Origin of the sequence: Terrabacter sp. Soil811 (assembly GCF_001429655.1) — a bacterium.
Classification (GTDB): domain Bacteria; phylum Actinomycetota; class Actinomycetes; order Actinomycetales; family Dermatophilaceae; genus Terrabacter.
The window spans coordinates 843,775-867,660 of the sequence record NZ_LMSX01000008.1 but is presented as its reverse complement, the minus strand read 5'-3'; the positions used below and the strand labels follow the sequence as shown (position 1 = coordinate 867,660).

Here is a 23,886-nt window from a genome sequence, read left to right as displayed (position 1 = left end):
CACACCATGACGGATCCGTTCCGCGTCGAGTTCGTGCCCGGCGTGACGCCGGACAAGTGGCTGCGCGTGTGGGGCCAGCGCCTGCCGGACTCTCCCCTCGAGGCGGCACCCGTCGAGGACGCCGATGCCCTGGCCCACCTGCGCGACGGGACATCGTCCATGGTCCTCCTGAGGCTGCCGGTCGACCGCGACGGTCTGCACGTCATCCCCCTCTACGAGGAGGTCCCGGTCGTCGTCGTGGCCAAGGAGCACGTCATCGCCGCGTTCGATGAGGTCGACGTCGCCGACCTCGGCGAGGAGGTCCTCATGCAGGACCCCGCGCTCGTCCCCGAGTGGACGGCCGTCGCGACGCCAGAGACCCGAGACCGGGCCACAGCCATGCCGCCCATGACGACGAAGCAGGCGGTGTCCGTGGTGGCCACCGGCTCCGGGATCGTCGTCGTGCCGATGTCGGTCGCCCGCCTGCACCACCGCAAGGACGTCGTCCACCGCCCCGTGACCGGGGTCGCACCCTCACGGGTCGGCCTTGCCTGGAGGGTCGACGACGACGACCCGCGCATCGAGGACTTCATCGGCATCGTCCGCGGCCGCACGGAGCGCAGCACCCGTGGCGGGCCGTCCGACGCGGCCTCGCCGTCCGGCTCGGACGGGCCGACCGAGCAGCGCGGACACGCCAAGCCCGCCAAGACCTCGAAGACCGCCAAGAGCTCGGCCACGTCCCGCGCCCACGGCACTTCCCGGCGCGCCCAGCAGACCGGGCGCAAGGGCGCGCCGCGTGGAGGTGTCCCGAAGCGCAAGGGCCGCCGGTGAGCACCGGCTCCGTCCGCGGACCCGCGGAGCGCGACGGGCTCCCTTGGCGCTGGGGCGAGTTCGGCGCATCAGCCCTCCCGGGCCACCTGGTGGGCCATGCCGGTCCCGTCGTCAGCCGTGCGGTGACGGTCCGTGCCGAGCCCGCGGTCGTCTTCCGTTGGCTCTGCCAGCTGCGCGTCGCGCCCTACAGCTACGACCTCGTCGACAACCTCGGGCGCCGGAGCCCACGCGCCCTGACGCCCGGACTGGAGAGCCTCGCCGTCGGGCAGCGCTTCGCGACGATCTTCACCCTCGTCGACTGGGTGCCTGACGACCTGCTCGCCCTCGAGATCACCGCGCCGACCGGCATACGCCTCTTCGGGCGGCTGCCGCTCGTCTACCAGACGGTCCCGCTCCCAGGCGGGCCGGAGGCCAGGACGACCTTGCGCGGCGACATCGCACTCCCCCGGGCCGAGTCGGCCCTCTCGCGGGCGCGGTCGACCGCTCTCGCCTGGGGCGACCTCGTGATGATGCGGCGTCAGCTGCGGACGCTGGCGCGCCTCAGCGAGGAGAGCGCAGGCGCGACACGATCGTCGTGAGGTCGGCCGCACCGACCCCGGCGAGCGTGTCGAGATGGACGGCACCGTCGATCGCGGGCACGGGCACGACGTGCGGGATGGCGATCGTCGGCACCCCGGCGGCGGTCGCGGACCGCACCCCGGCAGGCGAGTCCTCGATGGCGATGCAGTCCGCCGGGTCGGCCCCGACGAGGCGGGCCGCCGCGAGGTAGGGCTCCGGGTGCGGCTTGCCGTGGCTGACCTCGTCCCCGGTCACGAGGTGGTCGAAGGCGCCCTCCGGCAGGCGCCTCACGACCGTGTCGGCGAGCGAGCGCCACGACATCGTCACGAGCAGGGACGGCACCCCGAGGTCGCCGAGCTCGAGCAGCAGCTCACGCGCTCCGGGACGCCACGGGACGCGCCGCTCGACCTGGGCGATGACCCGCTCGAGCAGGGCATCGATGATCTCGGGCACCGTCAGCGAGATCCCCGACTGGTCGATGATCAGCTGTGCCGAGACCTCGAGTGCGTTGCCGACGAGCTGGTGAGCGAACTCGTCGTTCCAGACACCCCCGTGGGCCGCGACGAGCTCGTGCTCCGCCTGGATCCAGTAGGGCTCGGTGTCGACGAGGGTGCCGTCCATGTCCCACAGGACGGCCGCCGGCAGGGCCGGCACCGTGCGGTCGGGGTCGGCGGTGTGCGAGAGGGTCACCGGGTCAGTCCTCCGGGTCGTAGGCGAGGTTCGCGGACAGCCAGCGCTCGGCCTCGGCCAGCGTCCATCCCTTGCGGTCGGCGTAGTCCTGCACCTGGTCGCGGCCGAGCCGGCCCACGACGAAGTACTGCGACTGCGGGTGCGAGAAGTACCAGCCAGAGACCGAGGCGCCGGGCGCCATGGCCATGCTCTCCGTCAGGGTCATGCCCGTGTTGGCCTCCACGTCGAGCAGGCGCCAGAGCGTCTCCTTCTCGGTGTGCTCGGGGCAGGCGGGATAACCGGGCGCCGGGCGGATGCCGGCGTACTGCTCCTTGATGAGCGCGACGTTGTCGAGGTGCTCGTCGGGCGCGTAGCCCCAGAACTCCTTGCGGACCCGCTCGTGCATGCGCTCGGCGAACGCCTCGGCGAGGCGGTCGGCGAGCGACTCGAGCAGGATCGCGTTGTAGTCGTCGAGGTCGGCCCGGAACGCCGCGACCCGCCCGGCGCCGCCGAGACCGGCCGTGACCGCGAAGCCACCGACCCAGTCCTGCGTCCCCTTCGGGGCGACGTAGTCGGCGAGCGAGCGATTGGGCACACCGGCGCGGTGGTCCCCCTGCTGGCGCAGGTGGTGCAGCACGGCGAGGGGCTCGGTGCGGGCGTCGTCGAGGTAGACCTCGACGTCGTCGCCCACGGAGTTGGCCGGGAAGAAGCCGATGACGCCGTTGGCGGTCAGCCACCGCTCCGCGATGAGCTGGTCGAGCATGGCCTGCGCGTCGTCGTAGAGCTTGCGCGCGGCCTGGCCGCTGGCCGGGTTGTTGAGGATGTCGGGGAAGCTGCCCTTCATCTCCCACGCGTTGAAGAACGGCTGCCAGTCGATGTAGCGACGCAGCTCACCGAGGGGATAGCTGCGGAACACCTTGACGTGCTGCGAGATCCGGTGCGAGCGGGTGATCGAGGAGACGTCGTGGTCCTGCTGGAGCAGCAGGTGCGGGTGCGGCGGACGGTAGCCGGACCAGTCGACCGGCGTGCGTCGCGACCGGGCGTCCTCGAGCGCGAGCAGCGGCCGGTCCGCCTTGCCCGCGTGACGGGCCCGCAGCGAGTCGTAGTCCTCCTTGACCTTGGCCATGAGGGTGGGCCGCAGCTCGTCGCTGAGCAGGGCCGCGGCGGTCGGCACCGAGCGCGAGGCGTCCTTGACCCAGACGACCGGACCGTCGTACTTCTGGTCGACCTTGACCGCCGTGTGGGCGCGCGAGGTCGTCGCGCCACCGATGAGGAGCGGGATGGTCAGGCCCTGGCGCTGCATCTCGGCGGCGAAGCCGACCATCTCGTCGAGCGAGGGCGTGATGAGCCCCGAGAGCCCGATGATGTCGGCGTCGTGCTCGCGCGCCGCGTCGAGGATCTTCTGCGCCGGGACCATGACGCCCAGGTCGATGACCTCGTAGTTGTTGCACTGGAGCACGACCCCGACGATGTTCTTGCCGATGTCGTGGACGTCGCCCTTGACCGTGGCCATGACGATCGTGCCGTTGGTGTCCTTCTGCGTCGCCAGGGAGGGGTCGTCGATCTTCTCCTGCTCGATGAACGGGATGAGGTAGGCGACGGCCTTCTTCATGACGCGCGCGCTCTTGACGACCTGCGGGAGGAACATCTTGCCGGCGCCGAAGAGGTCTCCGACGACGTTCATGCCGTCCATGAGCGGACCCTCGATCACCTCGATGGGCCGGCCGCCGCGCTCGGCGATCTCGGCGCGGAGCAGCTCGGTGTCAGCCTCGACGTGCGCGTCGATGCCCTTGACGAGCGCGTGCGTGATGCGCTCGCCCAGCGGCAGGGCGCGCCACTCCTCCTCGCTGACCTCCACCGCCTGACCGACCTTGTTGTACTCCTCCGCGATCTCGAGCAACCGCTCCGCGGCGTCGGGGCGCCGGTTGAGCACGACGTCCTCGATACGGTCACGCAGCTCCGCGTCGACCTCGTCGTAGACCGCCAGGGCGCCCGCGTTGACGATGCCCATGTCGAGGCCTGCGGCGATCGCGTGGTAGAGGAAGACGGCGTGGATCGCCTCGCGCACGGGATTGTTGCCGCGGAAGCTGAACGACACGTTGGAGATGCCACCGGACACCTTGGCCCCGGGGAGGTTCTCCTTGATCCAGCGCGTCGCCTCGATGAAGTCGAGGCCGTACGAGGCGTGCTCCTCGATGCCGGTGGCGACGGCGAAGACGTTGGGGTCGAAGATGATGTCCTCGGCCGGGAAGCCGACCTCATCGGTGAGCAGGCGGTAGGCGCGCGAACAGATCTGCTGGCGGCGCTCGAGCGAGTCGGCCTGGCCGTCCTCGTCGAAGGCCATGACGACCGCGGCGGCGCCGTACTTGCGCACGAGCCGGGCCTGCCGGAGGAAGGGTTCCTCGCCTTCCTTGAGGGAGATCGAGTTGACGATCGCCTTGCCCTGCACGCACTTGAGCCCGGCCTCGATGACCTCCCACTTCGAGGAGTCGACCATGACGGGCACGCGGCTGATGTCGGGCTCGCTCGCGACGAGCTTGAGGAAGCGGTCCATGGCCGCGACACCGTCGATCATCCCCTCGTCCATGTTGACGTCGATGACCTGGGCGCCGTTCTCGACCTGCTGCGCGGCCACGGACAGGGCGGTGTCGTAGTCGCCGTCCTTGATGAGCGTGCGGAAGCGAGCCGAGCCGGTGATGTTGGTGCGCTCTCCGACGTTGACGAAGAGGCTGTCGTCGGTGATGGTGAACGGCTCGAGCCCGGACAGCCGCATCGCGGGAGCGTTCGTCGCGAGCTCGCGGACGGGCTTGCCGTCGACGGCCCGCGCGATGGCTGCGATGTGGTCGGGGGTCGTCCCGCAGCAGCCGCCGACGAGGTTGACGAGACCCGCCTCGGCGAACTCGCCGACGATGCCCGCGGTCTCGTCGGGCGCCTCGTCGTACTCGCCGAAGGCGTTGGGCAGACCGGCGTTGGGGTAGCACGAGACGAACGAGTCAGCCAGACGGGCCATCTCGGCGATGTAGGGGCGCATCTCCTTGGCACCGAGGGCGCAGTTGAGCCCGACGGCGAGCGGTGACACGTGCCGGATCGAGTCCCAGAACGCCTCGGTCACCTGGCCGGACAGGGTGCGCCCGGACGCGTCGGTGATGGTGCCGGAGACGACGACCGGCCAGCGGCGACCCTGCTCCTCGAAGAGCGTCTCGACGGCGAAGATCGCAGCCTTGGCGTTGAGCGTGTCGAAGATCGTCTCGATGAAGATGAGGTCGCTGCCGCCGTCGACGAGCCCGCGGGCCGCCTCGAGGTAGGCCGCGACGAGCTGGTCGTAGGAGACGTTGCGCGCACCGGGGTCGTTGACGTCGGGTGAGATCGAGGCCGTACGCGTCGTCGGCCCGAGCGCCCCTGCGACGTAGCGCGGCCGGTCGGGCTCGCGCTCCGTCATCGCGTCGGCTTCGCGGCGGGCCAGCGCGGCGGCCTCGAAGTTCAGCTCGTAGGCGAGCTCCTCCATGCCGTAGTCGGACAGCGAGATCGCGTTGGCGTTGAAGGTGTTCGTCTCGATGATGTCGGCGCCGGCCTCGAGGTACTCGCGGTGGATCCCGGCGATGATCTCTGGCGCAGTCAGCGTCAGGAGGTCGTTGTTGCCCTGGACGTCGCTCGGCCAGTCCGCGAAGCGCTCCCCGCGATAGCCGGCCTCGTCGGGCCGGTCGCGCTGGATGGCCGTGCCCATGGCGCCGTCGAGGATCATGATGCGCTGACCGAGGGTGGCGGTCAGGCTCTCGGTGGCGTCGGGTCGCTGCTGCGACTGGGACAACGTGGCTCCTCTCGGCGGCACGGGTTTCGTGCCGAGTGACGGGACCGGCCCGATTCTACGGACCTGCCGTGTCCGGCGCGTCGCCGCCCGCACTGCGGTCACGCGACGCCAGCGCACGGCATACCCCGTCCGGCCTCACGCGTGGGGCGCGCCCGCCGGCGGGACTCCGGCGCATCGGTGGCGCCAGGTCCTAGGCTGGAGGTGTGGACGCGAGCGCGCCCACGGTGAAGGAGACATGGTGCTGGAGTTCGAGGATGTGCCGGAGCTGACCGATCCGGTGCTCATCGCGGCCTTCGAGGGCTGGAACGACGCCGGCGAGGCCGCCACGAGCGCGGTCCGCCACCTCGCGGAGGTCTGGGACGCGGAGGTCGTCGCGGCCTTCGACCCCGAGGACTACTACGACTTCCAGGTCAACCGCCCCCGCGTGTCGCTCGAGGAGGGTCGGCGCATGCTGGCCTGGCCCACGACGCGCATCCTCGTCGCGACCGAGACCGGCTTCGACCGGGACGTCGTGCTCGTGCAGGGCATCGAGCCGTCCATGCGCTGGCGGGCCTTCTCGATCGAGCTGCTCGAGCTCGCCGACCAGCTCGGCGTCACGACGATCGTCACCGTCGGAGCCCTGCTCGCCGACGTGCCGCACACGCGACCGATCCCGGTCACGGCCACGGCCGAGGACGAGGCGGCGATCCACCGCTTCGACGTCGAGGCCTCGCGCTACGAGGGCCCCACCGGCATCGTCGGCGTGCTGACCCACGCGGCCTCCGACGCGGGCATCCCGACGGTCTCCGCGTGGGCCGCGGTGCCGCACTACGCCGGTGGCGCCCCGTCACCCAAGGCGAGCCTCAGCCTGCTGCGCCGCATCGAGTCGCTCCTCGGCATCACCGTGCCGCACGGCGAGCTCGAGGAGAACGCCCGGGCGTGGGAGCGCGGCGTCGACGAGCTCGCGCAGTCCGACGAGGAGGTCGCCGAGTACGTCCAGTCCCTCGAGGAGGCGCAGGACACCGCCGAGCTGCCCGAGGCGAGCGGCGACGCGATCGCGCGCGAGTTCGAGCGCTACCTCCGCGGGCGCGACGACGACCAGACCGGGCGCTGACCCTTCCCCCCCGCGCAGCCGTCGCCAGCCGGAGCGCGTATGCCGCCCGGCCCCTCGACTGCCCGGTGCTCGCGTCCGAGGGACCTCTGGCCTGCAGGCCTCGCCCTTCAGTCCTGGGAGCTCTAGGGAGTCCGGGGAGTTCTACGGGATCGCCTGTGAGGCTTGCTGGGCGGACTGCCGATGGTTGTGCGCATCCGGCTCTGGTGATGGGCGAACGCTCTCGCCGGTCCCGGTTTGCGCCGTCACACCACATTTGAACGTTTCGCCCGTGAGTGTCCGGCTTTGTCGATACGTTGCCCCTCGCCCGCTGCGATTGGCGCGGGAACATCCCCGCGGTCTGATCTTGTTGGTCCCGCGGTTCATGCAGGGGGTTGTCTATGGGCGCTAGGCGCCGATGTGTTGTAGCTGCCGTTGTCGCTTTTGCGCTGGCCGCTCCGGCGTCCGCGTTCGCCGCGGATGAAGGTGGCTCGCTCAGCAGCAAGAAGGAGCAGCTGGAGCAGAAGCATGCTGTCGCCTCTTCGGGGCAGAAGACGGTGGCCGGGTCCGCGGGAAGGTCCCGTCTCGGCGCGCTGGCCGTTCAGGCGGACCCCGGCCGGGTGGTGGTGTCGGTGAAGATGCGGTCCGGGTCGAGGTCACTGAGCTCGCTGCGCGACGTGACGCAGTCGGCCAAGGCCTTGGGAGGTGTTCAGCGCCGCGCCCTGACCCAGCTCGGGACCGTCTCGCTCGAGGTTGCCAAGGACCGCGCGGACGGGCTCGTCAGTCAGCTGCGGCAGCGTCGCGACGTCGCCCGAGTGGACGTCGTGCAGCGCCGAACCCTGTCGTTCGTGCCGAACGACGAGCAGTACGCAGTGACTGCGCCCTATCTCGACGCCGTCGCCGCTCCGGGCGGGTGGGACGTACAGCGCGGAAGCGCCGACGTGCGTATCGCCGTGGTTGACAGCGGCGTGGACGTTTCCCACCCGGACTTGACGGGGCGGGTTGCCAGCTCGTACAACGCGGTCGACCAGACCAGTGACGTTTCCGACGAGATCGGCCACGGCACCTTCGTCGCCGGGATCGCCGCCGCCACCGGGGACAACGGCGTTGGTGTCGCCGGCGCCTCCATGGGTGCCAGCGTCCTGGCCGTGAAGGTTGCCGACCCGTATGGGCAGGTGTGGGGCGACGCTGAGGCTGCTGGCATCATCTGGGCCGCTGACCACGGCGCGAACGTCATCAACCTGAGTCTGTCCGGTGACACTCCGGACCAGGTGGAATCCGACGCCGTCGCATACGCCGTCAGCAAGGGCGCCCTCGTGGTCGCCGCTGCCGGGAATGACGGCACCACCACGCCGCAGTATCCGGCCGCCTATCCGAACGTGGTCGCAGTCGGCGCTACCGATGCGGGTGGCAACCGGGCGCCGTTCTCGCAGTATGGGTCGTGGGTGAGCGTGGCTGCGCCCGGCACGGGAATCCGGAGCACGTCCCCAGTCGCTGGAAGCACGTTCTTCCAGCCGGACTACGACACGAGCGACGGCACCTCGTTCTCGACGCCGCTGGTCGCTGCCGAAGCCGCCCTGCTGTTCTCGCGCAGCCGCACCGCGAAGGCCGCTGACGTGCGAGCAGCCATCGTCGGCACGGCGCACGGATACGTCGGCCTGGGCCTCGGCACGGGACAGGTGGACTTCAAGGCCGCTCTCGATGGCTTCACGCCCAACTCTGTCCCGGCCATCACCAGCCCGACTGACGGGTCATCGGTGAACGGCTCGGTGACAGTGACGGCCGCCTCGACCGCGCCGAAGGTTCGCTTCTACGTCGATGGCACGCCGCTCGGGTCGGCCGTCACCACCGACAGCGCAACCGGAACAGCCAGGACCACGTGGTCGACGTGGGGTCTGGGCAACGGCAGCCACACCCTTCGGGCCGTGGACTGCAGCCTCACCACCCTCTGCGCCTCCGATGGTGCCCAGGTCGGGGTGACCGTCACGAACGCTGCCCCCGTCATCACCTCACCTCTGCCCTCGCAGCTGGTGTCGGGTTCGGCCGCGTTCACCGCGACCGCTCCCGGCGGCGCCGTCGGCTTCTTCATCGACGGGGTGCGTCGCGGCGTTGACACCAGCGCACCGTTCGCGTTCACGTTCGAGGTCAGCGCCTTGGCGGACGGCACTCACACCGTCACCGCGGTCAGCTGCTCGACTGCGACGGTATGCGCCGGGCCGGCGTCGGCTGCGGTGTCCTTCCGAAACCAGTCGCTGCACCCGAAGTTCACAGCCCTCAGTCCCAGTGTGTTCAGCCCGAACGGTGACGGCAGGTCCGACACGACGAAGCTGACCTACTACCTTCCCGACACCGAAGCGGTGAAGTGGCAGGTTCGCAACTCCGCCGGCACGGTCGTGCGCGGACCTTCCAGTCTGGGCACGCTAAGCGCGGGCACACGCTCCTTCGTCTGGAACGGACTGACGAACAGCGCTGCCCGCGTCACGAGCGGCACCTACCGTGTCGAGCTTGTCACGAGCCGGGCGACGAACGCGGGAACCTTGCGGGGCGCTGCCGCCATCAGTGTCCGCGTCGACCAGGTCGCCCCGACGATGAGTTCCATCACGGGAAACGGGACTGGTTTCTACCCCTACCCCGACACCTACAGGGACACGTTCTCTCCCGCCCTCACCCTCAGTGAATCCGCAACGGTCACCCTGACCGTGCGCACCGGCGGAGGCAGCGTCGTCCGGTCGATGACGGGCAACCGCGCCGCCGGCCGGGCCAGCATCACCTGGAACGGCCGGAACACGGCAGGTTCCCTGGTCGGTGCCGGCACCTTCTACTGGACGCTGACTGCGCAGGACGCTGCCGGTAACCGCCGCAGCACGGCGAAGTACTCCGTCGTGGTCAGCAGCAAGCGGCTCGTGACCAAGACCGCGACGTTGGACAAGCGAGGCAGCCAGTTCTACTCCGCCGGGGGAAGTGACGACTCCTGTGCTTGGACGAGCCTGGGCTCCTCCTACTTCTACCCGTACGGGCTGTGGCTGGCCAACACGTGCGACTCCTACTACGGGTTGGAGATTGCTGGCGGGGTTTACCGGTTCACGCTGCCGGCGGCCGTCAGCTACAGCTCGCTGAAGCTGCAGAGCTACGGCTTCTCGATGGACACCTCGAAGCTCGCGTCGGGGTTCACGAAGTGGGGGACGAGCAGCTACGCGTTCACGCCCGAGATCTACACCAGCCCCACGATCGCGTGGCGCACCCTGGGGTCGGTCGCGCCCGCAGGAGTCGTGAACTCGTCCCGTGTGGTGGAGACCACGGTGTACGTCCCCAACCGCTACTACGACAACGACTACGACATCAGCTACGTCCGTCTGGTCGTCACCTACAAGGTCCTCGCCTGACCTGAAGTGGACCCACTGGGGCCCCGGTCGCTTTGCGACCGGGGCCCCTGCAGGACGACGCGCCGTACCAATGCCGCGATCCGCGCGTTCGTGCCGATGACAGGATGCGGTTCGAGGAGAAATAGTTGGCCTAGCCCGGATTCCAGCAGGCATCATCATGAGGCTCATGAAGTCGACTACGGGATGAGGCACCCACACGGGGGCACGCTCTTGACCTTGCGGCTCGACCATCGGAGACGATGGTCAGAGACGCACGCCGAGAAGCGCATCCAGCGCGCGTCCGAGCACACCGGGAGCACCCGGGTCGTCGCCCCCGCGGGTCAGCGACTGGCTGGCCCAGCGGTCGACGGCCTCGAGGGCCCTTGGGCTGTCGAGGTCGTCGGCGAGGGCCGCCCGGATGTCGTCGACCGTCTGGTCGGCGACGGGTCCGCCGTTGCCCGACAGCGCCTCGCGCCACGTGGCGAGCCGTTGCTGCGCCTCGACGAGCTGGCCGTCGGTCCACATCCAGTCGTGCGCGTGGTGGCGGGCGAGCAGCGCCAGCCGGATCGCCATCGGGTCGACCCCGTCGCGACGCAGCTGTGAGACGAGGACGAGGTTGCCCTTGCTCTTGCTCATCTTCTCGCCGTCGAGGCCCACCATCCCCTGGTGCACGAAGGACCCGGCGAACGACTCGGAGCCGCTGAGCGCACGACCGTGCGCCGAGCTCATCTCGTGGTGCGGGAAGACGAGGTCCGTGCCGCCACCCTGGACGTCGACGGGGATGCCGAGGTGGTCGAGCGCGATGCAGGCGCACTCGATGTGCCACCCGGGACGACCGGAGCCGAGGCTGCCGCCGTCCCACTCGGGCTCGCCCTCGCGGTGCGCGCGCCACAGCAGGGCATCGAGGCGGTTGCGTTTGCCTTCACGGTCGGGGTCGCCGCCGCGCTCCGCGAAGACCTCCATCATGCCGGCCTCGTCGAGGTGGCTGACCGAGCCGAAGCGAGGGTCGCGGGCCACGTCGAAGTAGTGGTCCTGCGCACCCTCGCGTGAGGCGTCCGGCGCCGGCACGGCATACGCCCAGCCGTCGGCGACGAGCTTCTCGATGGGACCGACGAAGGTGGGGATGCTCTCGACGGCGCCGAGGTACTCGTCGGGCGGGATGACGGCCAGGGCGGTCATGTCCTCGCGGAAGAGCGCGATCTCGCGGGTCGCGAGGTCTCGCCAGTCGACGCCGTCGCGCTCGGCCCGCTCGAGCAGCGGGTCGTCGATGTCGGTGATGTTCTGGACGTAGCGCACCGCGTGCCCGCTGTCGCGCAGGACCCGACCGAGCAGGTCGAAGGTGACGTAGGTCGCCGCGTGACCCATGTGGGTGGCGTCGTAGGGCGTGATGCCGCAGACGTAGAGGGTGACGAGGTCACCGCGGGCGGCGGGCACGAGCTCTCCGGATGCCGTGTCGCGGACTCGCACCTCGGGTGCACTGCCGGGAACCTTGGGGACGAACGGCATCGGCCAACTTCTCACGCGCAGACTCTATCCCGGCGCGCGTGACCCGTCGGGACCGGTCGGACGCGGCGCGGTCGACCACGCGCACGGCGACGCGCGCACCTCACAGCGGCGGCCACGGGACCGAGGGCCAGTCTGGGCTGGGAAAGGGGTGCACGCCGCGGTCGAGGAGCCGCCGGACGCGCTGGGCCAGGGCGTCCACGTCGTCCTCCGGGAGCAGCGCGAGGAGCCGCTGCCGCGGCTCGTCCTCGGCGAGCGCGTCCCGCAGGCGCTTCAGGCGCAAGAGGTCGTCCTCGACGATCGGCTCCCCGGCCCACCCCCACAGCACCGTGCGCAGCTTCGGGGTCGGCGAGAACGTCACGCCGTGGTCGATGGCCCAGAGGCGTCCCTCCCGGTCCCGGAGGCAGTGCGAGCCCTTGCGGTCGGAGTTGTTGAGGGCGGCGTCGAGCACGGCGAGGGACCGCACGTCGTCGGCGCCCGAGTGCACGACGGTCACGGCCGAGCCGCCGGGTGTCTCGCCGTCGAAGACCGCGTGCCAGCCGTCGGGTGTGCGCCCCTCGGGCACGAGGTCCACGACGACGTCGTCGTCGACGGGGTCGAACGGGTCACCGATCCACAGCTGCACCGAACCGGGACCGAGCGGGCCGTCGCGCAGCACGGTCGAGGGCACGACGTGCCAGCCGCCGAGCTCCGAGACCACCTGCGCCGCCACCTCCCGGCCGGCCAGCGTGCCGTCGGGGAAGTCCCACAGCGGTCGCTCGCCCCGGACCGGCTTGTAGATGACGTGACCGCCGGGGACGCTCGCGATGCGGGCGACGACAGCGAGGTTCGAGGACTCGGTGATGCGCCCGAGGACCTCGAGCTCGCCGGTCAGGTCGACCGACGGCGGGGTGCCGTCAGCGCTTGTAGCCATTGGCCCGCGGGCAGATGTGGCCCGTGGGATCGAGCGGGCTGCCGCAGAACGGGCACGGCGGGCGGCCGGCAGCGACGAGCGCGTTGCTGCGCCGTGCGAAGGCGCGGGCCTCGGCCGGCGTCAGGGCGACCCGGATCGAGTTGCGCCCGAGCGGACCCACCTCGTCGTCGGCGTCCTCGTCGACCTCGTCGGGGTCGTGGTCGTGGCACTCGATGACGACCTTCTGCGCCTCCTCGTCCCAGGCGAGGGAGAGGGTCTGCACGTGCCAGTCCTCGTCGAACGGCGTCTGCAGCGGGTCGGTGTCCTCGGGCGCCCCACCGGGCTCGCCCGGCTCGACGGCAGCGGCGGGCGCGAGCTGGTCGAGCACGTCGTTGACGCGGTCGGCGAGGATCGAGACCTGCTGCTTCTCGACGCCGACGGTGACGACGAGGGGGCCGGTGCTCGCCTGGAGGTAGAAGGCCCGCTGGCCGGCCGGGCCGACCGTCCCGGCGACGAACCGGTCAGCGGGATCGAAGTCCTGGACCGTCATGCGCTCGACCCTATCCGACACTTCCGGGTGTCCCGGCGCCCCCGCCCACGACGGCGTCGCCCTCCTCGGCGGCCGGCTTCTCGGGCGGTCGCAGCCCCGTCAGGTCGCCCCCGACGTCGTTGAGCCGCAGCACGAACGGCTTGCGGCTCGTGTAGCGCACGACGCTCACCGAGGCCGGGTCGACGTTGATCCGCTGGAAGTCGTCGAGGTGGGCGCCGGTGGCGTGCGACAGGATCGACTTGATGACGTCACCGTGCGACACCGCGACCCAGACCGCGTCCTTGCCGTGCGTCTCGAGGATGCGTGCGTCGATCTCCCGGACCGCGCGCAGCGCCCGGTCCTGCATCTCCACCATGGACTCGGCGGGGTATGCCGCCGAGTCGGGGAAGCGCGCCTCGCTCGGTCGGTCCTGCACGACCTTCCAGAGCTCCTCCTTGGCGAGCTCCGCGATGGGTCGCCCGGTCCACGCGCCGTAGCGGCACTCCCCCAGTCCCTCGTGGATGCTGCGGGCCACGTGGTCCGGGAGCGGGGCGGCCAGCAGGTCGGCGGTCTGCACGCACCGGTCGAGCGGTGAGCTGACGACCTCGACGACGGGCAGCTCTGCTGCGGCGAGCCGCTGGCCGACGGAGGCGGCTTGCGCCTCTCCGGTCTCGTCGAGGAAGACCCCGGGCATCCAGCCGGCGAGCGTACCGGCGGTGTTGGAGGTGGAGCGCCCGTGGCGCACGAAGATGACGGTGGGCACGACCGCCACCCTAGCCCGCCCCTGCACCCTCGCCCGGCGGCATACGCCAGCCTGCGAGACGTCGGCGAGCGGACGTGGTGAAGTAGGAGATGTGATCGTGGACAAGGCCATCTACCGCAACGGCCGGCGGCAGGGTTGCGGCGACCTCAGCGATGAGCTCGACGTGCTGCGCCTCACTCAGGACGGCTTCCTCTGGATCGGTCTCAAGGACCCGACCGACCAGGAGTTCGACCTCGTCAACGAGGAGCTGCACCTGCACCCGCTCGCCGTCGAGGACGCGGTCAACGGACACCAGCGGGCCAAGATCGAGAAGTACGAGTCGTCGGTGTTCGTCGTCCTCAAGACGCTGCGCTACATCGAGGCGACGAGCGACATCGAGACCGGTGAGGTCATGCTCTTCATCGGCGACCGCTTCGTCGTGACCGTCCGGCATGGTGAGGGCAACCCGCTGGCCGGCGTGCGCCAGCGCCTCGAGACCGAGCCCGAGCGCCTCGGCCACGGCGCCATGACCGTGCTCCACGCCGTCATGGACTCCGTCGTCGACAACTACCTCGTCGTCGACCGGGAGGTGCGCCGGGACCTCGAGCAGATCGAGGAGCAGGTGTTTGCCTCCCACCTCGGCGGTGACGCCAACACGATCTACCGCCTCAAGCGCGAGGTCCTCGAGTTCCGCCGGGCCAGCCAGCCGCTGGCCGACACCCTGACGCAGTTCATGGAACGCGCGCGGGGCCGTGGCCTCACGGAGGAGATGCTGCCCTTCTTCCGTGACGTCGCCGACCACCTGCGCCTCGTCAACGACCACGTCGAGTCCTACGACCGCCTCCTGACCGACGTGCTGTCGGCCCATCTCGCGAGCGTCTCGGTCAAGCAGAACGAGGACATGCGCCGGATCTCTGCCTGGGTCGCGATCGCAGCCGTGCCCACGATGATCGCCGGCATCTACGGCATGAACTTCGAGCACATGCCCGAGCTGACCGCGAGCGTCCATCTCGGCCACGGGGAGTTCCAGTACGGCTACTTCCTCGTGCTCGGGGTCATGGCGGCCGCGTGCATCGGCCTCTACCGCGCGTTCAAGCGCTCGGGCTGGCTCTAGCGACGGCGAACGGCCGTCTCCCCCGCGGGGAAGTCGGCCGTTCGTGGTCTGCGAGGGACGTCAGGTCGCGGTGATGACACCGCCCGCGAGGACGCCGGCGAGCACCACGGCGAGCGCGATGCGGTACCAGACGAAGGGCAGCAGGGTGTTGCTCGCGACGAAGCGCAGCAGCCAGGCGATCGTCGCGTAGGCCACGACGAAGGCGACGACGACCCCGACGACCACGGGGCCGACCCCCAGCGCCGAGAGGCCGTCCTTCTCCTCCACGGCCTGGAAGAGGCCCGCGGCCGTCAGTGCCGGGATCGCGAGGAAGAAGCTGAGTCGGGTGGCCGTGACGCGGTCGATGCCGCGGGCGATACCCGCGGAGATCGTCGCGCCCGAGCGGGAGACACCGGGGATGAGCGACAAGCACTGGACGAGTCCGATGACGACGCCGTCGACGGGACGCACCGAGTGCTCACCCCGGATCTCGCCGCGGGCCTCGTGGCCGGCGTAGATCCGCTCCGCGACGACCATGGCGATGCTCCACAGGAGCAGCGCGACGGCCACGACCCAGAGGCTGCGCAGGGCGCCCGAGATGAGGTCGCGCGCAAGGAACCCGACGATGCCGACCGGGATCGAGCCGATGACGACGGCCCACGCGAGGCCGTAGTCGGGATCCTTGCGCGCACCCGTGGACGTGAGGCCCCGGAACCAGGCGACCGCGAAGCGGACGATGTCGCGGAAGAAGTAGAGGAGGGTCGCCGCGATCGCGCCGAGCTGGATGACGGCGGTGTAGGCCGTCACGGCGGGGTCGTTCACCTCGAGCCCCAGGAGCTTCTCGGTGATGGTCAGGTGGGCGGTCGAGGAGATCGGAAGGTACTCGGTGAGGCCTTCGACGACGCCGAGGATGATGGCGTCGAGGTAGCTGAGGTCAGCCATGGGTCAGGGTGGGCCTTCTGCGCAGGAGGGACGGGACGGGTCGCCACCCGAAAGGGTGCGACGGCCGCTGGGCACAATGTCGCACCCTATCGACAACGCCGGCTGGGAGGCCTCGAGGAGGGCGGCGCGGAGACGAATCCCTAGGGAACGTCCGGGGCCGGCTCGTCCGACGCCCTGGCGGGCTCGAGGGCGGCGATCCCGGCGACCACCTGCAGCGTCGCGAGGGCCTGGTCGCGGGTCATGCCCCCGCCGACGGCGACGGCGAGGGTCGTGACTCCCGCCTCCTCGTAGCGACCGAGTCGTCGGGCGATTCGCTGCGGCGACCCGAGCAGCGCCGTCTCGTCGATGAACTCGAGCGGCACGGCGGCGGCGGCCTCGCGGTGGCGGCCGGCGAGGTAGAGGTCCTGGATGCGCGCCGCGTCCTCCTCGAAGCCCATCCGGCACGCGAGCTGGTTGTAGAAGTTCTGCTCGCGCGAGCCCATGCCGCCGATGTAGAGCGCGCAGTAGTCGCGCACGTGGTCCGCCGCCTCCGCGACGTCGTCGACGAGGACGACAGGCGTCGTCGCGACGACGTCGAAGCCCGTCATCGGTGCGTCCACAGGCCCTCGTCCACCCCGGCGCCGGCCCGTCTCGAGGGTGGCGAGCAGGTCGGCGGCGTGCTCGGGGCTGAAGAAGATCGCGAGCCAGCCGTCGGCGATCTCGCCGGTCAGCTCGAGGTTCTTGGGGCCGACCGCCGCGAGGTAGACCGGGAGGTCGGGGCGCACGGGCCGCGCGGAGAGCTTGAGCGGCTTGCCCGGTCCGCCCGGGAGCGGGAGCGGGTAGTGCGGGCCGGCGTGGGTCACCGTGTCGCGGCGGAGCGCGGCGCGCACGATCTCGACGTAGTCGCGCGTGCGGCCGAGCGGGCTGCGGAACGGGACGCCGTGCCAGCCCTCGCTCACCTGCGGACCGGACACCCCGAGCCCCAGCCGGAACCGTCCGCCGGACATCGTGTCGATCGTCGCCGCGGTCATCGCCGTCATCGCCGGGGTCCGTCCCGGGATCTGCATGACGGCCGAGCCGAGGTCGACGTGCTCGGTCAGCGCCCCGATCCACGCGAGCATGGTCGGGCTGTCCGAGCCGTACGCCTCGGCCACCCACACGCTGTCGTAGCCGAGCCGGTCGGCGGCCTGCGCCACCGCCACCTGGTCCTGCCCCGTCGTGCCGCGTCCCCAGTAGCCGAGATTCACACCGATCCTCATGGATCGCAGGCTATCGGCGCGGTCGCCGACGTGGCGGCCGCTCGGGGTGCGGCGTCGCCCACTACCGTTCGAGGCATGCGCAGGCGTCTCGGCTCGTCCGGTCTCACGGTCACCCCTCTCGCCCTCGGGACGATGCTCTGGGGCAACGCCGTCGACCGCCACGAGGCCGGTGACCACCTGCGTGCGTTCGTCGAGGCGGGCGGCAACCTCGTCGACACGGCCTACGGCTACGGCGGCGGAGACGCCGAGACCATCCTCGGGGGCCTGCTGGACGGCACGGTCCCTCGCGACGACCTCGTCATCTGCACCAAGGCGGGCATCTCCCGGGCGGGTGGCGAGCGACGGGTCGACGTGTCGCGGCGCGGGCTCATGGCCCAGCTCGACACGTCACTGCGCCGCCTCGGCACCGACCACGTCGACCTCTGGCTCGCGCACACGTGGTCCGACGACGTGCCGCTGGCCGAGACGCTCTCCGCGCTCGAGTGGGCGGCCGCATCGGGCCGGGCCCGCTACGTCGGCGTCTCCAACTACTCCGGCTGGCAGTCCGCGCGCGCCTTCAGCCTGCTCGAGTCGGCCCGAATCCCTCTGGTGGCCAACGAGATCGAGTACTCCTTGGTATGCCGTACCCCCGAGCACGAGGTCGTGCCGGCCGCGACGTCGCTCGGCTTCGGGCTGCTCCCGTGGTCACCGCTGGGACGCGGCGTGCTGACCGGGAAGTACCGCAACGGCATACCGTCGGGATCGCGCGCGGCGTCGAGCGACTTCCCGGGATTCGCCGAGCGCTTCCTCGACGAGCAGACCACGCGCGTCGCCGACGCGGTGGCGATGGCCGCCCGAGGCCTCGGGGCCAAGCCCGGGGAGGTTGCCCTGGCGTGGCTGCGCGACCGGCCCGGCGTGGCGGCGCCCATCGTCGGCGCCCGCACGGCAGCTCAGCTGCGCTCTGCGCTCGCAAGTCTCGAGCTTGCCCTGCCGTCGGAGATCGTCGCCGCCCTGGAGGACGTCTCGGCCTGACGCCGGGACCCTGCTCGCGATCAGGCGGGGTGACCGCTCTCGCCGGAGCGTCGCGACGGGTCAGGCTCGCGTGTCGGAGCTCTCGGTCACGCCGCCGTCGACGTGGCCCTCGTCGTCGTCGTCCTCGTAGTCGTCGTCGTCGTCGTCGTCATCGTCGTCGTCATCGTCGTCGTCGTCGTCATCGTCGTCGTCCTCGTCGTCCTCGTCGTCCTCGTCGTAGTCGTCCGAGTCGAGCCCGGCGTAGACGCGGCCCTCGGTCCCGTCCTCGTCCTCGTGCCCGTCGAAGTCGTCGCCGTAGATCGCGAGGGGCGTCGCGACCTCGGTGGCCTCGTAGAGCGCCTCGTCGTAGTCGTCGAAGGCCTCGGCGAGGTCCTGCGCCGCTGCCATCACCATGGGGTGGTCGGGGTCTCGGCTCGCGTTCGCGGCCTCGAGGTGGCGTTCGAGGGCGACGATCAGCTGCTCGAGGGCGGAGCGGGGGTCGACGGTCATGCCTCGACCGTAGTCGACCCGCACGACCGAAGGCACCGATTCCGGGCCCGGAAACGCCCGGAAACACAGCGATCCCGCAGCGAACCGGGCTCGCTGCGGGACCGTTCACGCGTGGTTGGCGGGCCGTTCACCCGTCGCCGACGTGGCCTGTCATGCCTGCCTCACATGGGCGCCTTGACGGTGTCAGAGGCCGGCGGGGCGGTGATGTCGACCGGCTCGCCGTACTTGCTCATCGTCATCTCGGCCTTGACGCCGGAGAGGTCGAAGGTGACCTTGCGCAGCTGGTTCTTCTCGTCGAGCCACGCGGTGTACGTGATGGTGGCCGGCATCTTCGTCTTCTCGGCGGCGGGCAGCTGGGCCTGCATCGCCGTGGTGTCGAGCGTCAGGTCGTACTTCCACGTCTTCTCGCCGTCGACGGTGTCCTCACCGACGTACTTGACGTCCTGCACGGCCGCGCCGAACTGGTCGTACATCTTGGTCGGGTCGGCCTGGTCGAGCGACTGCGAGAGCTGCTTGCCGAGCGTCGAGCTGCTGTCGATGACGGCCCACTTGCCCGCGGCGAGGCCCGGGAAGCCCTTCATGTAGACCTTCTTGTCGACGAGGACCATGTCGAGCTTCATCGAGGGGCCCATGTCCATCGTCATCTTCATCGCCGGGTTGCTCGCGTCGACCTTCGTGTCACCGGTGATGGCGATCTTCTGGCCGGCGGCGTCCATCGCCATCGTGACGTGGGCGGTCGTGGCGTTCTTGCCCGCGGCCTTCATGGCGGCGACGAACGACGCCTTGTCCTTGTACGGCTGACCGGCGGCCGGCGCATCGCTCGTCGCGGCGGCCGAGCTGGCCTGAGTCTGCCCCGTCGCGGGTGCCGGGGTCTCGCTCTTGCCACAGGCCGCCACTCCGAGGACGGCCGGTAGGACGATGGCTGCTGCCGCGATGCGGCGGGTGTTCCATTTCATGTGTGTTGACCTCCTGGGCCCTTGACGCCGGGCTGTGCCAGGCGGTTCCCCTGCTCGCCGCGCGGACCACGCAGGTCCGGTTCGCGGCCGGATGACCCAGCGACGGTACCGCGGTCGCGTGACCGCCACGCCGCGCATACGGTCTCGGAGGGGTCACGGTTGGTGCCAGAATGGACGGCGATGACGGAGTACGAGTACCGGGTCCTCACGTTCGACCGCCACACGTCGAAGGCCCAGGCCAGACAGGCGGTGCGTGAGCACGCCGAGTACGGCCGTTGGGAGCTGTCGCGCACCGTCATCTACGAAGGTGGCGTGCGTCGGATGTGGCTGCGCCGCCGGATCATGCGCGTCGAGCGCACGGCCTGACCGACGCGTCCGCCGCGACCCTCAGCAGGAGCGCAGGAAGTCGCCGAGCACCCGCGCCCCGAAGCGAAGCGACGCCGTGGGCACCCGCTCGTCGATGCCGTGGAACATCGGCGCGAAGTCGAGGTCTGCCGGCAGCCGCAGCGGCGCGAAGCCGTAGCCGCTGATCCCGAGCCGGCCCAGCGCCTTGTTGTCGGTGCCGCCCGAGAGGCAGTAGGGCAGGACGACGGCCTCGGGATCCTCACGCAGCAGCGCCTGCTTCATCGACTCGACGAGGTCACCGGAGAACGGTGCCTCGATGGCGACGTCACGGTGCACGACCTCGACCTCGACGTGCTCGCCGGCCAGCTCGCGGATCGTGGCCATGAGGGCGTCCTCGTGGCCGGGCAGGAAGCGGCAGTCGACGGCCGCCGTCGCCGTCTGCGGGATGACGTTGTGCTTGTAGCCGGACTCGAGCATCGTGACGTTGGCGGTGTCGCGCAGCGTGCCCCGCACGAAGCCCTGGGCCCCGCCGAGGGTGGCGAGCAGCGGCTCGAGGTCGTCGTCGGTCGACGAGAGCCCGGTCAGGCTGCCGAGCGTGTCGAGCAGCTCACGGACCGAGGCGATGTACTCACGCGGCCACTCATGGGCGGCGATCCGGCCGATGGCGGCGGCGAGGCGGACGATGGCGTTCTCGTCGTTGGGTACCGACCCGTGCCCGGCACGTCCGTGTGCGCGCAGCCGCAGCCAGGCGATGCCCTTCTCCGCGGTCTGGAGGAGGTACGCGCGCTGCTGGCCCCCCGGCGTCGGCACGGTGACGCTGTAGCCGCCGACCTCGCTGATCGCCTCGGTGACGCCCTCGAACCAGTGCGGGTGGTGGTCCACGAGCCAGTGGCTGCCGTAGGTGCCGCCGGCCTCCTCGTCGGCGAAGAAGACGAACGTCGTGTCGCGGGCGGGCTTCGTGCCGGTGCGAGCGAAGTGACGGATGTTCGCGAGGATCATCGCGTCCATGTCCTTCATGTCGACCGCTCCGCGGCCCCAGATGCAGCCGTCGCGCTCCTCCGCGGCGAAGGGGTCGACCTGCCAGTCCGCGGCGTTCGCCGGCACCACGTCGAGGTGGCCGTGGACCGCGAGGCCAGGGCGCGAGGAGTCCTCGCCCTCGAGGCGGACGACGACCGTCGCACGGCCCGGCTCGCTCTCGAGCAGGGTGCCCTCGAGGCCGACCGCGTCGAGCTGCTCCATGACGTACTCGGCCGCCTTGCGCTCCCCCGGACCCGACCCGTCACCGTAGTTGGAGGAGTCGATCCGGATGAGCTCGGCGCAGATCCGCGCGACCTCCTCCTCGGGCGTCACGGCAGTCTGTGCCGTGGTCGTCACGGTGCGGTCGGCGTCGTCGTGGCTCATGCCGATCAGCGTATGCCGCCGCCTCCCGACGCCAGCTGCCGCCCGTTTGGTCTTTTGGTCGGGCCCCGTGTAACGTTTCGCCTCGCCGCAAGGGATTCCCACGAGCCCCTTGCAACACCTTGTCGGGGTGGCGGAATGGCAGACGCGCTAGCTTGAGGTGCTAGTGCCCTTAACGGGCGTGGGGGTTCAAGTCCCCCCCTCGACACCATGAGACCCCCGGGTTCCTGCAGGCCAGGACCCGGGGGTCTTCTCGTACCCGGGCGGCTGCGTCCGGAGGTCAGGCTCCGGTTTCTCTGGTCACCCCTCTGCGACAGACGTAATCTTCGATCGTGAGCGACGAGAAGGTGGCTGGGCTGGCGGACGACCTCTACGACGTCATCGGGCTGCTGCGACGCCGGTCGCGACGCCTCGTCGGCGCTCCGCTGCCCGAGCTCGCCCTGTCCGGGGCCCAGCTCGAGCTGCTCCGCGTCGTGCGGCGCAACCCCGGGATCACCGTGGCCGAGTCGGCCCGGGTCCTCGGTCTCGCCGCCAACACCGTCTCGACCCTCGTCGGCCAGCTGCTCGCCCTCGGGGTGCTCGTGCGTGAGCGCGACTCGAGCGACAGGCGTGTGGCGCGGCTCGACCTCACGCCCTCGGCCCGGGCGGGCCTGGAGCAGTGGCGCGACCGTCGCGCGCAGTCCACCGCAGTGGCGCTCGCGGAGCTCCCGGCCGCCGACCGCGCCCGCCTGGCTGCGGCGCTGCCGACCATCGCCCGCATCGCAGCGAACCTGCCGGAGACGCACGACGTCGCCGCGCCGCACACCTCCGAGCCGGCCGTCACCGTGGCCGCGGCGCTCGACCTCCCGGACGGGTCGGCTGCCGGCGACCGACCATGACCTCGGCCATCGACATCCGGGGCCTGGGCTACAGCTTCGGGACGCACCGCGCGGTCGATGACCTCACCTTGGCCGTCGAGCCGGGTGAGTGCTTCGGCCTGCTCGGGCCCAACGGGGCCGGCAAGACGACGACGATCCGGTTGCTCAACACCCTGCTGCCGCTGCAGGCCGGGCAGGTCGAGATCTTCGGCCGCTCGGTGCGCACCGAGGCGATGGCCGTGCGGCGGCTGCTCGGCTACGTGCCCCAGCAGCTGTCGATCGAGGGCGCTCTCACGGGTCGCGAGAACGTCGAGTGGTTCGCCCGTCTCTTCGACGTCCCCCGGCGCGAGCGCAGGACTCGCGTCGACGAGGTGCTCGACATGGTCGACCTGCGCGGCGACGAGTCACGCCTCGCCTCGACCTACTCCGGCGGCATGGTGAGGCGTCTGGAGCTGGCCCAGGCGCTGGTGAACCGCCCCGCACTGCTCGTCCTGGACGAGCCGACGGTGGGCCTCGACCCCGTCGCCCGCGACAGCGTCTGGCTGCGGGTGGCGCAGATGCAGCGAGACCACGGCATGACCGTGCTGCTCACGACCCACTACATGGAGGAGGCGGACGCGCTGTGCGACCGCGTCGCCCTCATGCACCGCGGGGCCCTGCGCGCCCTCGGCTCCCCCGACGAGCTCAAGGCCGCCGCTGGGGAGGGTGCCAGCCTCGAGGACGTCTTCCGTCACCACACCGGCGAGGCGCTCGACGAGGTCGAGGGCGAGAAGGGAGGGCTGCGCGGTGTCCGAGCAACTCGTCGAACCGCCCGCCGTCTGGGCTGACCGGCGCAGCCGCACCGGGGTGCGGCTCCTCGTGTCGCGCATCGCGACCTTCTGCCTCGTCGAGCTCCAGAAGCTGCGCCACGACCGCAGCGAGCTGATCACCCGGGCGATCCAGCCGATCCTCTGGCTCGTCATCTTCGGCACGACGTTCAGCCAGATCCGGGCCATTCCCACCGGGGGCCTCGACTACCTCGACTTCCTCGCGCCGGGCGTCATCGCCCAGTCGGCCCTCTTCGTCTCGATCTTCTACGGCATCCAGATCATCTGGGAGCGCGACGCCGGTGTGCTCACCAAGCTCCTCGTGACGCCGACGCCGCGAGCAGCGCTCGTGGCCGGCAAGGCGTTCGCCGCCGGGGTCAGGTCCGTCGCCCAGGCCGTCATCGTCGTCGTCGTGGCCGCGCTGATGGGCGTGGCGATGACGTGGAACCCCGTGCGGCTGCTCGGCGTGGTCGTCGTCGTGATGCTCGGCGCCGCGTTCTTCTCGTGCCTGTCGCTCAGCATCGCCGGCGTCGCCCTCAAGCGCGACCGGCTCATGGGGATCGGCCAGGCGATCACGATGCCGCTCTTCTTCGCCTCGAACGCGCTCTACCCGATCGAGATGATGCCGGGCTGGCTCCAGGTCATCAGCCACGTCAACCCGCTGACCTACGAGGTGTCGGCCCTGCGCGGCCTGCTGCTCGGCACGCCGACGAACTACTGGGTCGACTTCGGGGTCCTCGCCGGCAGCGCGATCGCCGGCATCGTCTGCGCCGCGGCCCTCATCGGGCGACTCGCGCGCTGACCGCTCC

Annotated in this window: 21 protein-coding genes and 1 tRNA gene; 11 read left to right on the top strand and 11 right to left on the bottom strand. The window is 70.8% G+C overall.

Annotated features, from left to right (window positions below; genetic code table 11):
• Positions 1–6: 6 nt before the first annotated feature.
• Positions 7–810 (top strand): LysR substrate-binding domain-containing protein, encoded by an 804-nt coding sequence (locus ASH01_RS14410; protein WP_056776974.1) that lies wholly within the window; start codon positions 7–9, stop codon positions 808–810.
• Positions 807–1,388 (top strand): hypothetical protein, encoded by a 582-nt coding sequence (locus ASH01_RS14405; RefSeq protein WP_056776971.1) that lies wholly within the window; start codon positions 807–809, stop codon positions 1,386–1,388. The genes ASH01_RS14410 and ASH01_RS14405 overlap by 4 nt, the downstream gene beginning before the upstream one ends.
• Here the strand turns inward: ASH01_RS14405 and ASH01_RS14400 are convergent.
• The gene (locus tag ASH01_RS14400) at positions 1,351–2,058 is read right to left on the bottom strand and encodes an HAD family hydrolase (protein WP_082619848.1); all 708 of its coding nucleotides are present in this window, start codon (positions 2,056–2,058) and stop codon (positions 1,351–1,353) included. The genes ASH01_RS14405 and ASH01_RS14400 overlap by 38 nt on opposite strands.
• Positions 2,059–2,062: 4 nt before the next feature.
• Positions 2,063–5,845, bottom strand: a complete 3,783-nt coding sequence (gene metH / locus ASH01_RS14395; protein ID WP_156415577.1) for a methionine synthase — start codon at positions 5,843–5,845, stop codon at positions 2,063–2,065.
• 238 nt (positions 5,846–6,083) lie between these two features.
• On the opposite strand from metH, the gene ASH01_RS14390 reads away from it, so the two are divergent.
• Both ASH01_RS14390 and ASH01_RS14385 read left to right on the top strand, forming a co-directional pair.
• Positions 6,084–6,938 (top strand): PAC2 family protein, encoded by an 855-nt coding sequence (locus tag ASH01_RS14390; protein ID WP_056777770.1) that lies wholly within the window; start codon positions 6,084–6,086, stop codon positions 6,936–6,938.
• 377 nt (positions 6,939–7,315) lie between these two features.
• Positions 7,316–10,297 carry a S8 family serine peptidase gene (locus ASH01_RS14385; protein WP_082619846.1) on the top strand — a complete coding sequence of 994 codons (2,982 nt, stop codon included), beginning with the start codon at positions 7,316–7,318 and terminating at the stop codon, positions 10,295–10,297.
• Between the two features lie 243 nt (positions 10,298–10,540).
• Here ASH01_RS14385 and mshC read toward each other — a convergent pair whose 3' ends face one another.
• From mshC to ASH01_RS14365, 4 genes are all read right to left on the bottom strand, one after another.
• Complete coding sequence (gene mshC / locus ASH01_RS14380; protein ID WP_082619845.1) at positions 10,541–11,797, bottom strand: cysteine--1-D-myo-inosityl 2-amino-2-deoxy-alpha-D-glucopyranoside ligase; 1,257 nt, start codon at positions 11,795–11,797, stop codon at positions 10,541–10,543.
• An 85-nt stretch (positions 11,798–11,882) separates the two neighbouring features.
• Positions 11,883–12,692: an SCO1664 family protein gene (locus ASH01_RS14375; RefSeq protein WP_056776959.1), complete on the bottom strand. Its 810-nt coding sequence runs from the start codon at positions 12,690–12,692 to the stop codon at positions 11,883–11,885.
• Positions 12,676–13,221 (bottom strand): DUF3090 domain-containing protein, encoded by a 546-nt coding sequence (locus ASH01_RS14370; protein WP_056776955.1) that lies wholly within the window; start codon positions 13,219–13,221, stop codon positions 12,676–12,678. Before ASH01_RS14370 ends, ASH01_RS14375 begins: the two co-directional genes overlap by 17 nt.
• A gap of 10 nt (positions 13,222–13,231) precedes the next feature.
• Complete coding sequence (locus ASH01_RS14365; RefSeq protein ID WP_056777768.1) at positions 13,232–13,963, bottom strand: MSMEG_4193 family putative phosphomutase; 732 nt, start codon at positions 13,961–13,963, stop codon at positions 13,232–13,234.
• Between the two features lie 91 nt (positions 13,964–14,054).
• Between ASH01_RS14365 and corA the strand changes: the two genes are divergently transcribed.
• The gene (gene corA / locus ASH01_RS14360; protein ID WP_056776952.1) at positions 14,055–15,056 is read left to right on the top strand and encodes a magnesium/cobalt transporter CorA; all 1,002 of its coding nucleotides are present in this window, start codon (positions 14,055–14,057) and stop codon (positions 15,054–15,056) included.
• 60 nt (positions 15,057–15,116) lie between these two features.
• Here the strand turns inward: corA and ASH01_RS14355 are convergent, their stop codons facing one another.
• Positions 15,117–15,977, bottom strand: coding sequence for an undecaprenyl-diphosphate phosphatase (locus tag ASH01_RS14355; RefSeq protein ID WP_056776949.1), 861 nt, complete (start codon positions 15,975–15,977; stop codon positions 15,117–15,119).
• Positions 15,978–16,117: 140 nt separating this feature from the next.
• A complete protein-coding gene (locus tag ASH01_RS14350; protein ID WP_056776946.1) occupies positions 16,118–17,215 on the bottom strand; it encodes an LLM class F420-dependent oxidoreductase in 1,098 nt (365 codons plus the stop codon).
• A 75-nt stretch (positions 17,216–17,290) separates the two neighbouring features.
• Between ASH01_RS14350 and ASH01_RS14345 the strand changes: the two genes are divergently transcribed.
• On the top strand, positions 17,291–18,226 hold the full coding sequence (locus tag ASH01_RS14345) for an aldo/keto reductase (RefSeq protein ID WP_056776944.1): 936 nt from the start codon (positions 17,291–17,293) through the stop codon (positions 18,224–18,226).
• A 60-nt stretch (positions 18,227–18,286) separates the two neighbouring features.
• Here the strand turns inward: ASH01_RS14345 and ASH01_RS23460 are convergent, their stop codons facing one another.
• The gene (locus tag ASH01_RS23460) at positions 18,287–18,715 is read right to left on the bottom strand and encodes a hypothetical protein (protein ID WP_056776941.1); all 429 of its coding nucleotides are present in this window, start codon (positions 18,713–18,715) and stop codon (positions 18,287–18,289) included.
• A 161-nt stretch (positions 18,716–18,876) separates the two neighbouring features.
• A complete protein-coding gene (locus ASH01_RS14335; RefSeq protein ID WP_056776938.1) occupies positions 18,877–19,671 on the bottom strand; it encodes an LppX_LprAFG lipoprotein in 795 nt (264 codons plus the stop codon).
• A 180-nt stretch (positions 19,672–19,851) separates the two neighbouring features.
• Between ASH01_RS14335 and ASH01_RS14330 the strand changes: the two genes are divergently transcribed.
• Positions 19,852–20,037: a DUF5703 family protein gene (locus ASH01_RS14330; protein WP_034770947.1), complete on the top strand. Its 186-nt coding sequence runs from the start codon at positions 19,852–19,854 to the stop codon at positions 20,035–20,037.
• Between the two features lie 21 nt (positions 20,038–20,058).
• Here ASH01_RS14330 and ASH01_RS14325 read toward each other — a convergent pair whose 3' ends face one another.
• Positions 20,059–21,417: a M20/M25/M40 family metallo-hydrolase gene (locus tag ASH01_RS14325; RefSeq protein WP_056776934.1), complete on the bottom strand. Its 1,359-nt coding sequence runs from the start codon at positions 21,415–21,417 to the stop codon at positions 20,059–20,061.
• Positions 21,418–21,538: 121 nt separating this feature from the next.
• Here ASH01_RS14325 and ASH01_RS14320 point away from each other — a divergent pair.
• The 4 genes from ASH01_RS14320 to ASH01_RS14305 all read left to right on the top strand — a co-directional run bounded on the left by ASH01_RS14320 (position 21,539) and on the right by ASH01_RS14305 (position 23,879).
• A tRNA-Leu gene (locus tag ASH01_RS14320) sits at positions 21,539–21,625 on the top strand.
• A 121-nt stretch (positions 21,626–21,746) separates the two neighbouring features.
• On the top strand, positions 21,747–22,292 hold the full coding sequence (locus tag ASH01_RS14315; RefSeq protein ID WP_056776932.1) for a MarR family winged helix-turn-helix transcriptional regulator: 546 nt from the start codon (positions 21,747–21,749) through the stop codon (positions 22,290–22,292).
• Positions 22,289–23,098, top strand: coding sequence for an ABC transporter ATP-binding protein (locus ASH01_RS14310; protein WP_056776929.1), 810 nt, complete (start codon positions 22,289–22,291; stop codon positions 23,096–23,098). The genes ASH01_RS14315 and ASH01_RS14310 overlap by 4 nt, the downstream gene beginning before the upstream one ends.
• Positions 23,058–23,879, top strand: a complete 822-nt coding sequence (locus tag ASH01_RS14305) for an ABC transporter permease (protein ID WP_056776926.1) — start codon at positions 23,058–23,060, stop codon at positions 23,877–23,879. The genes ASH01_RS14310 and ASH01_RS14305 overlap by 41 nt, the downstream gene beginning before the upstream one ends.
• Positions 23,880–23,886: the final 7 nt, after the last annotated feature.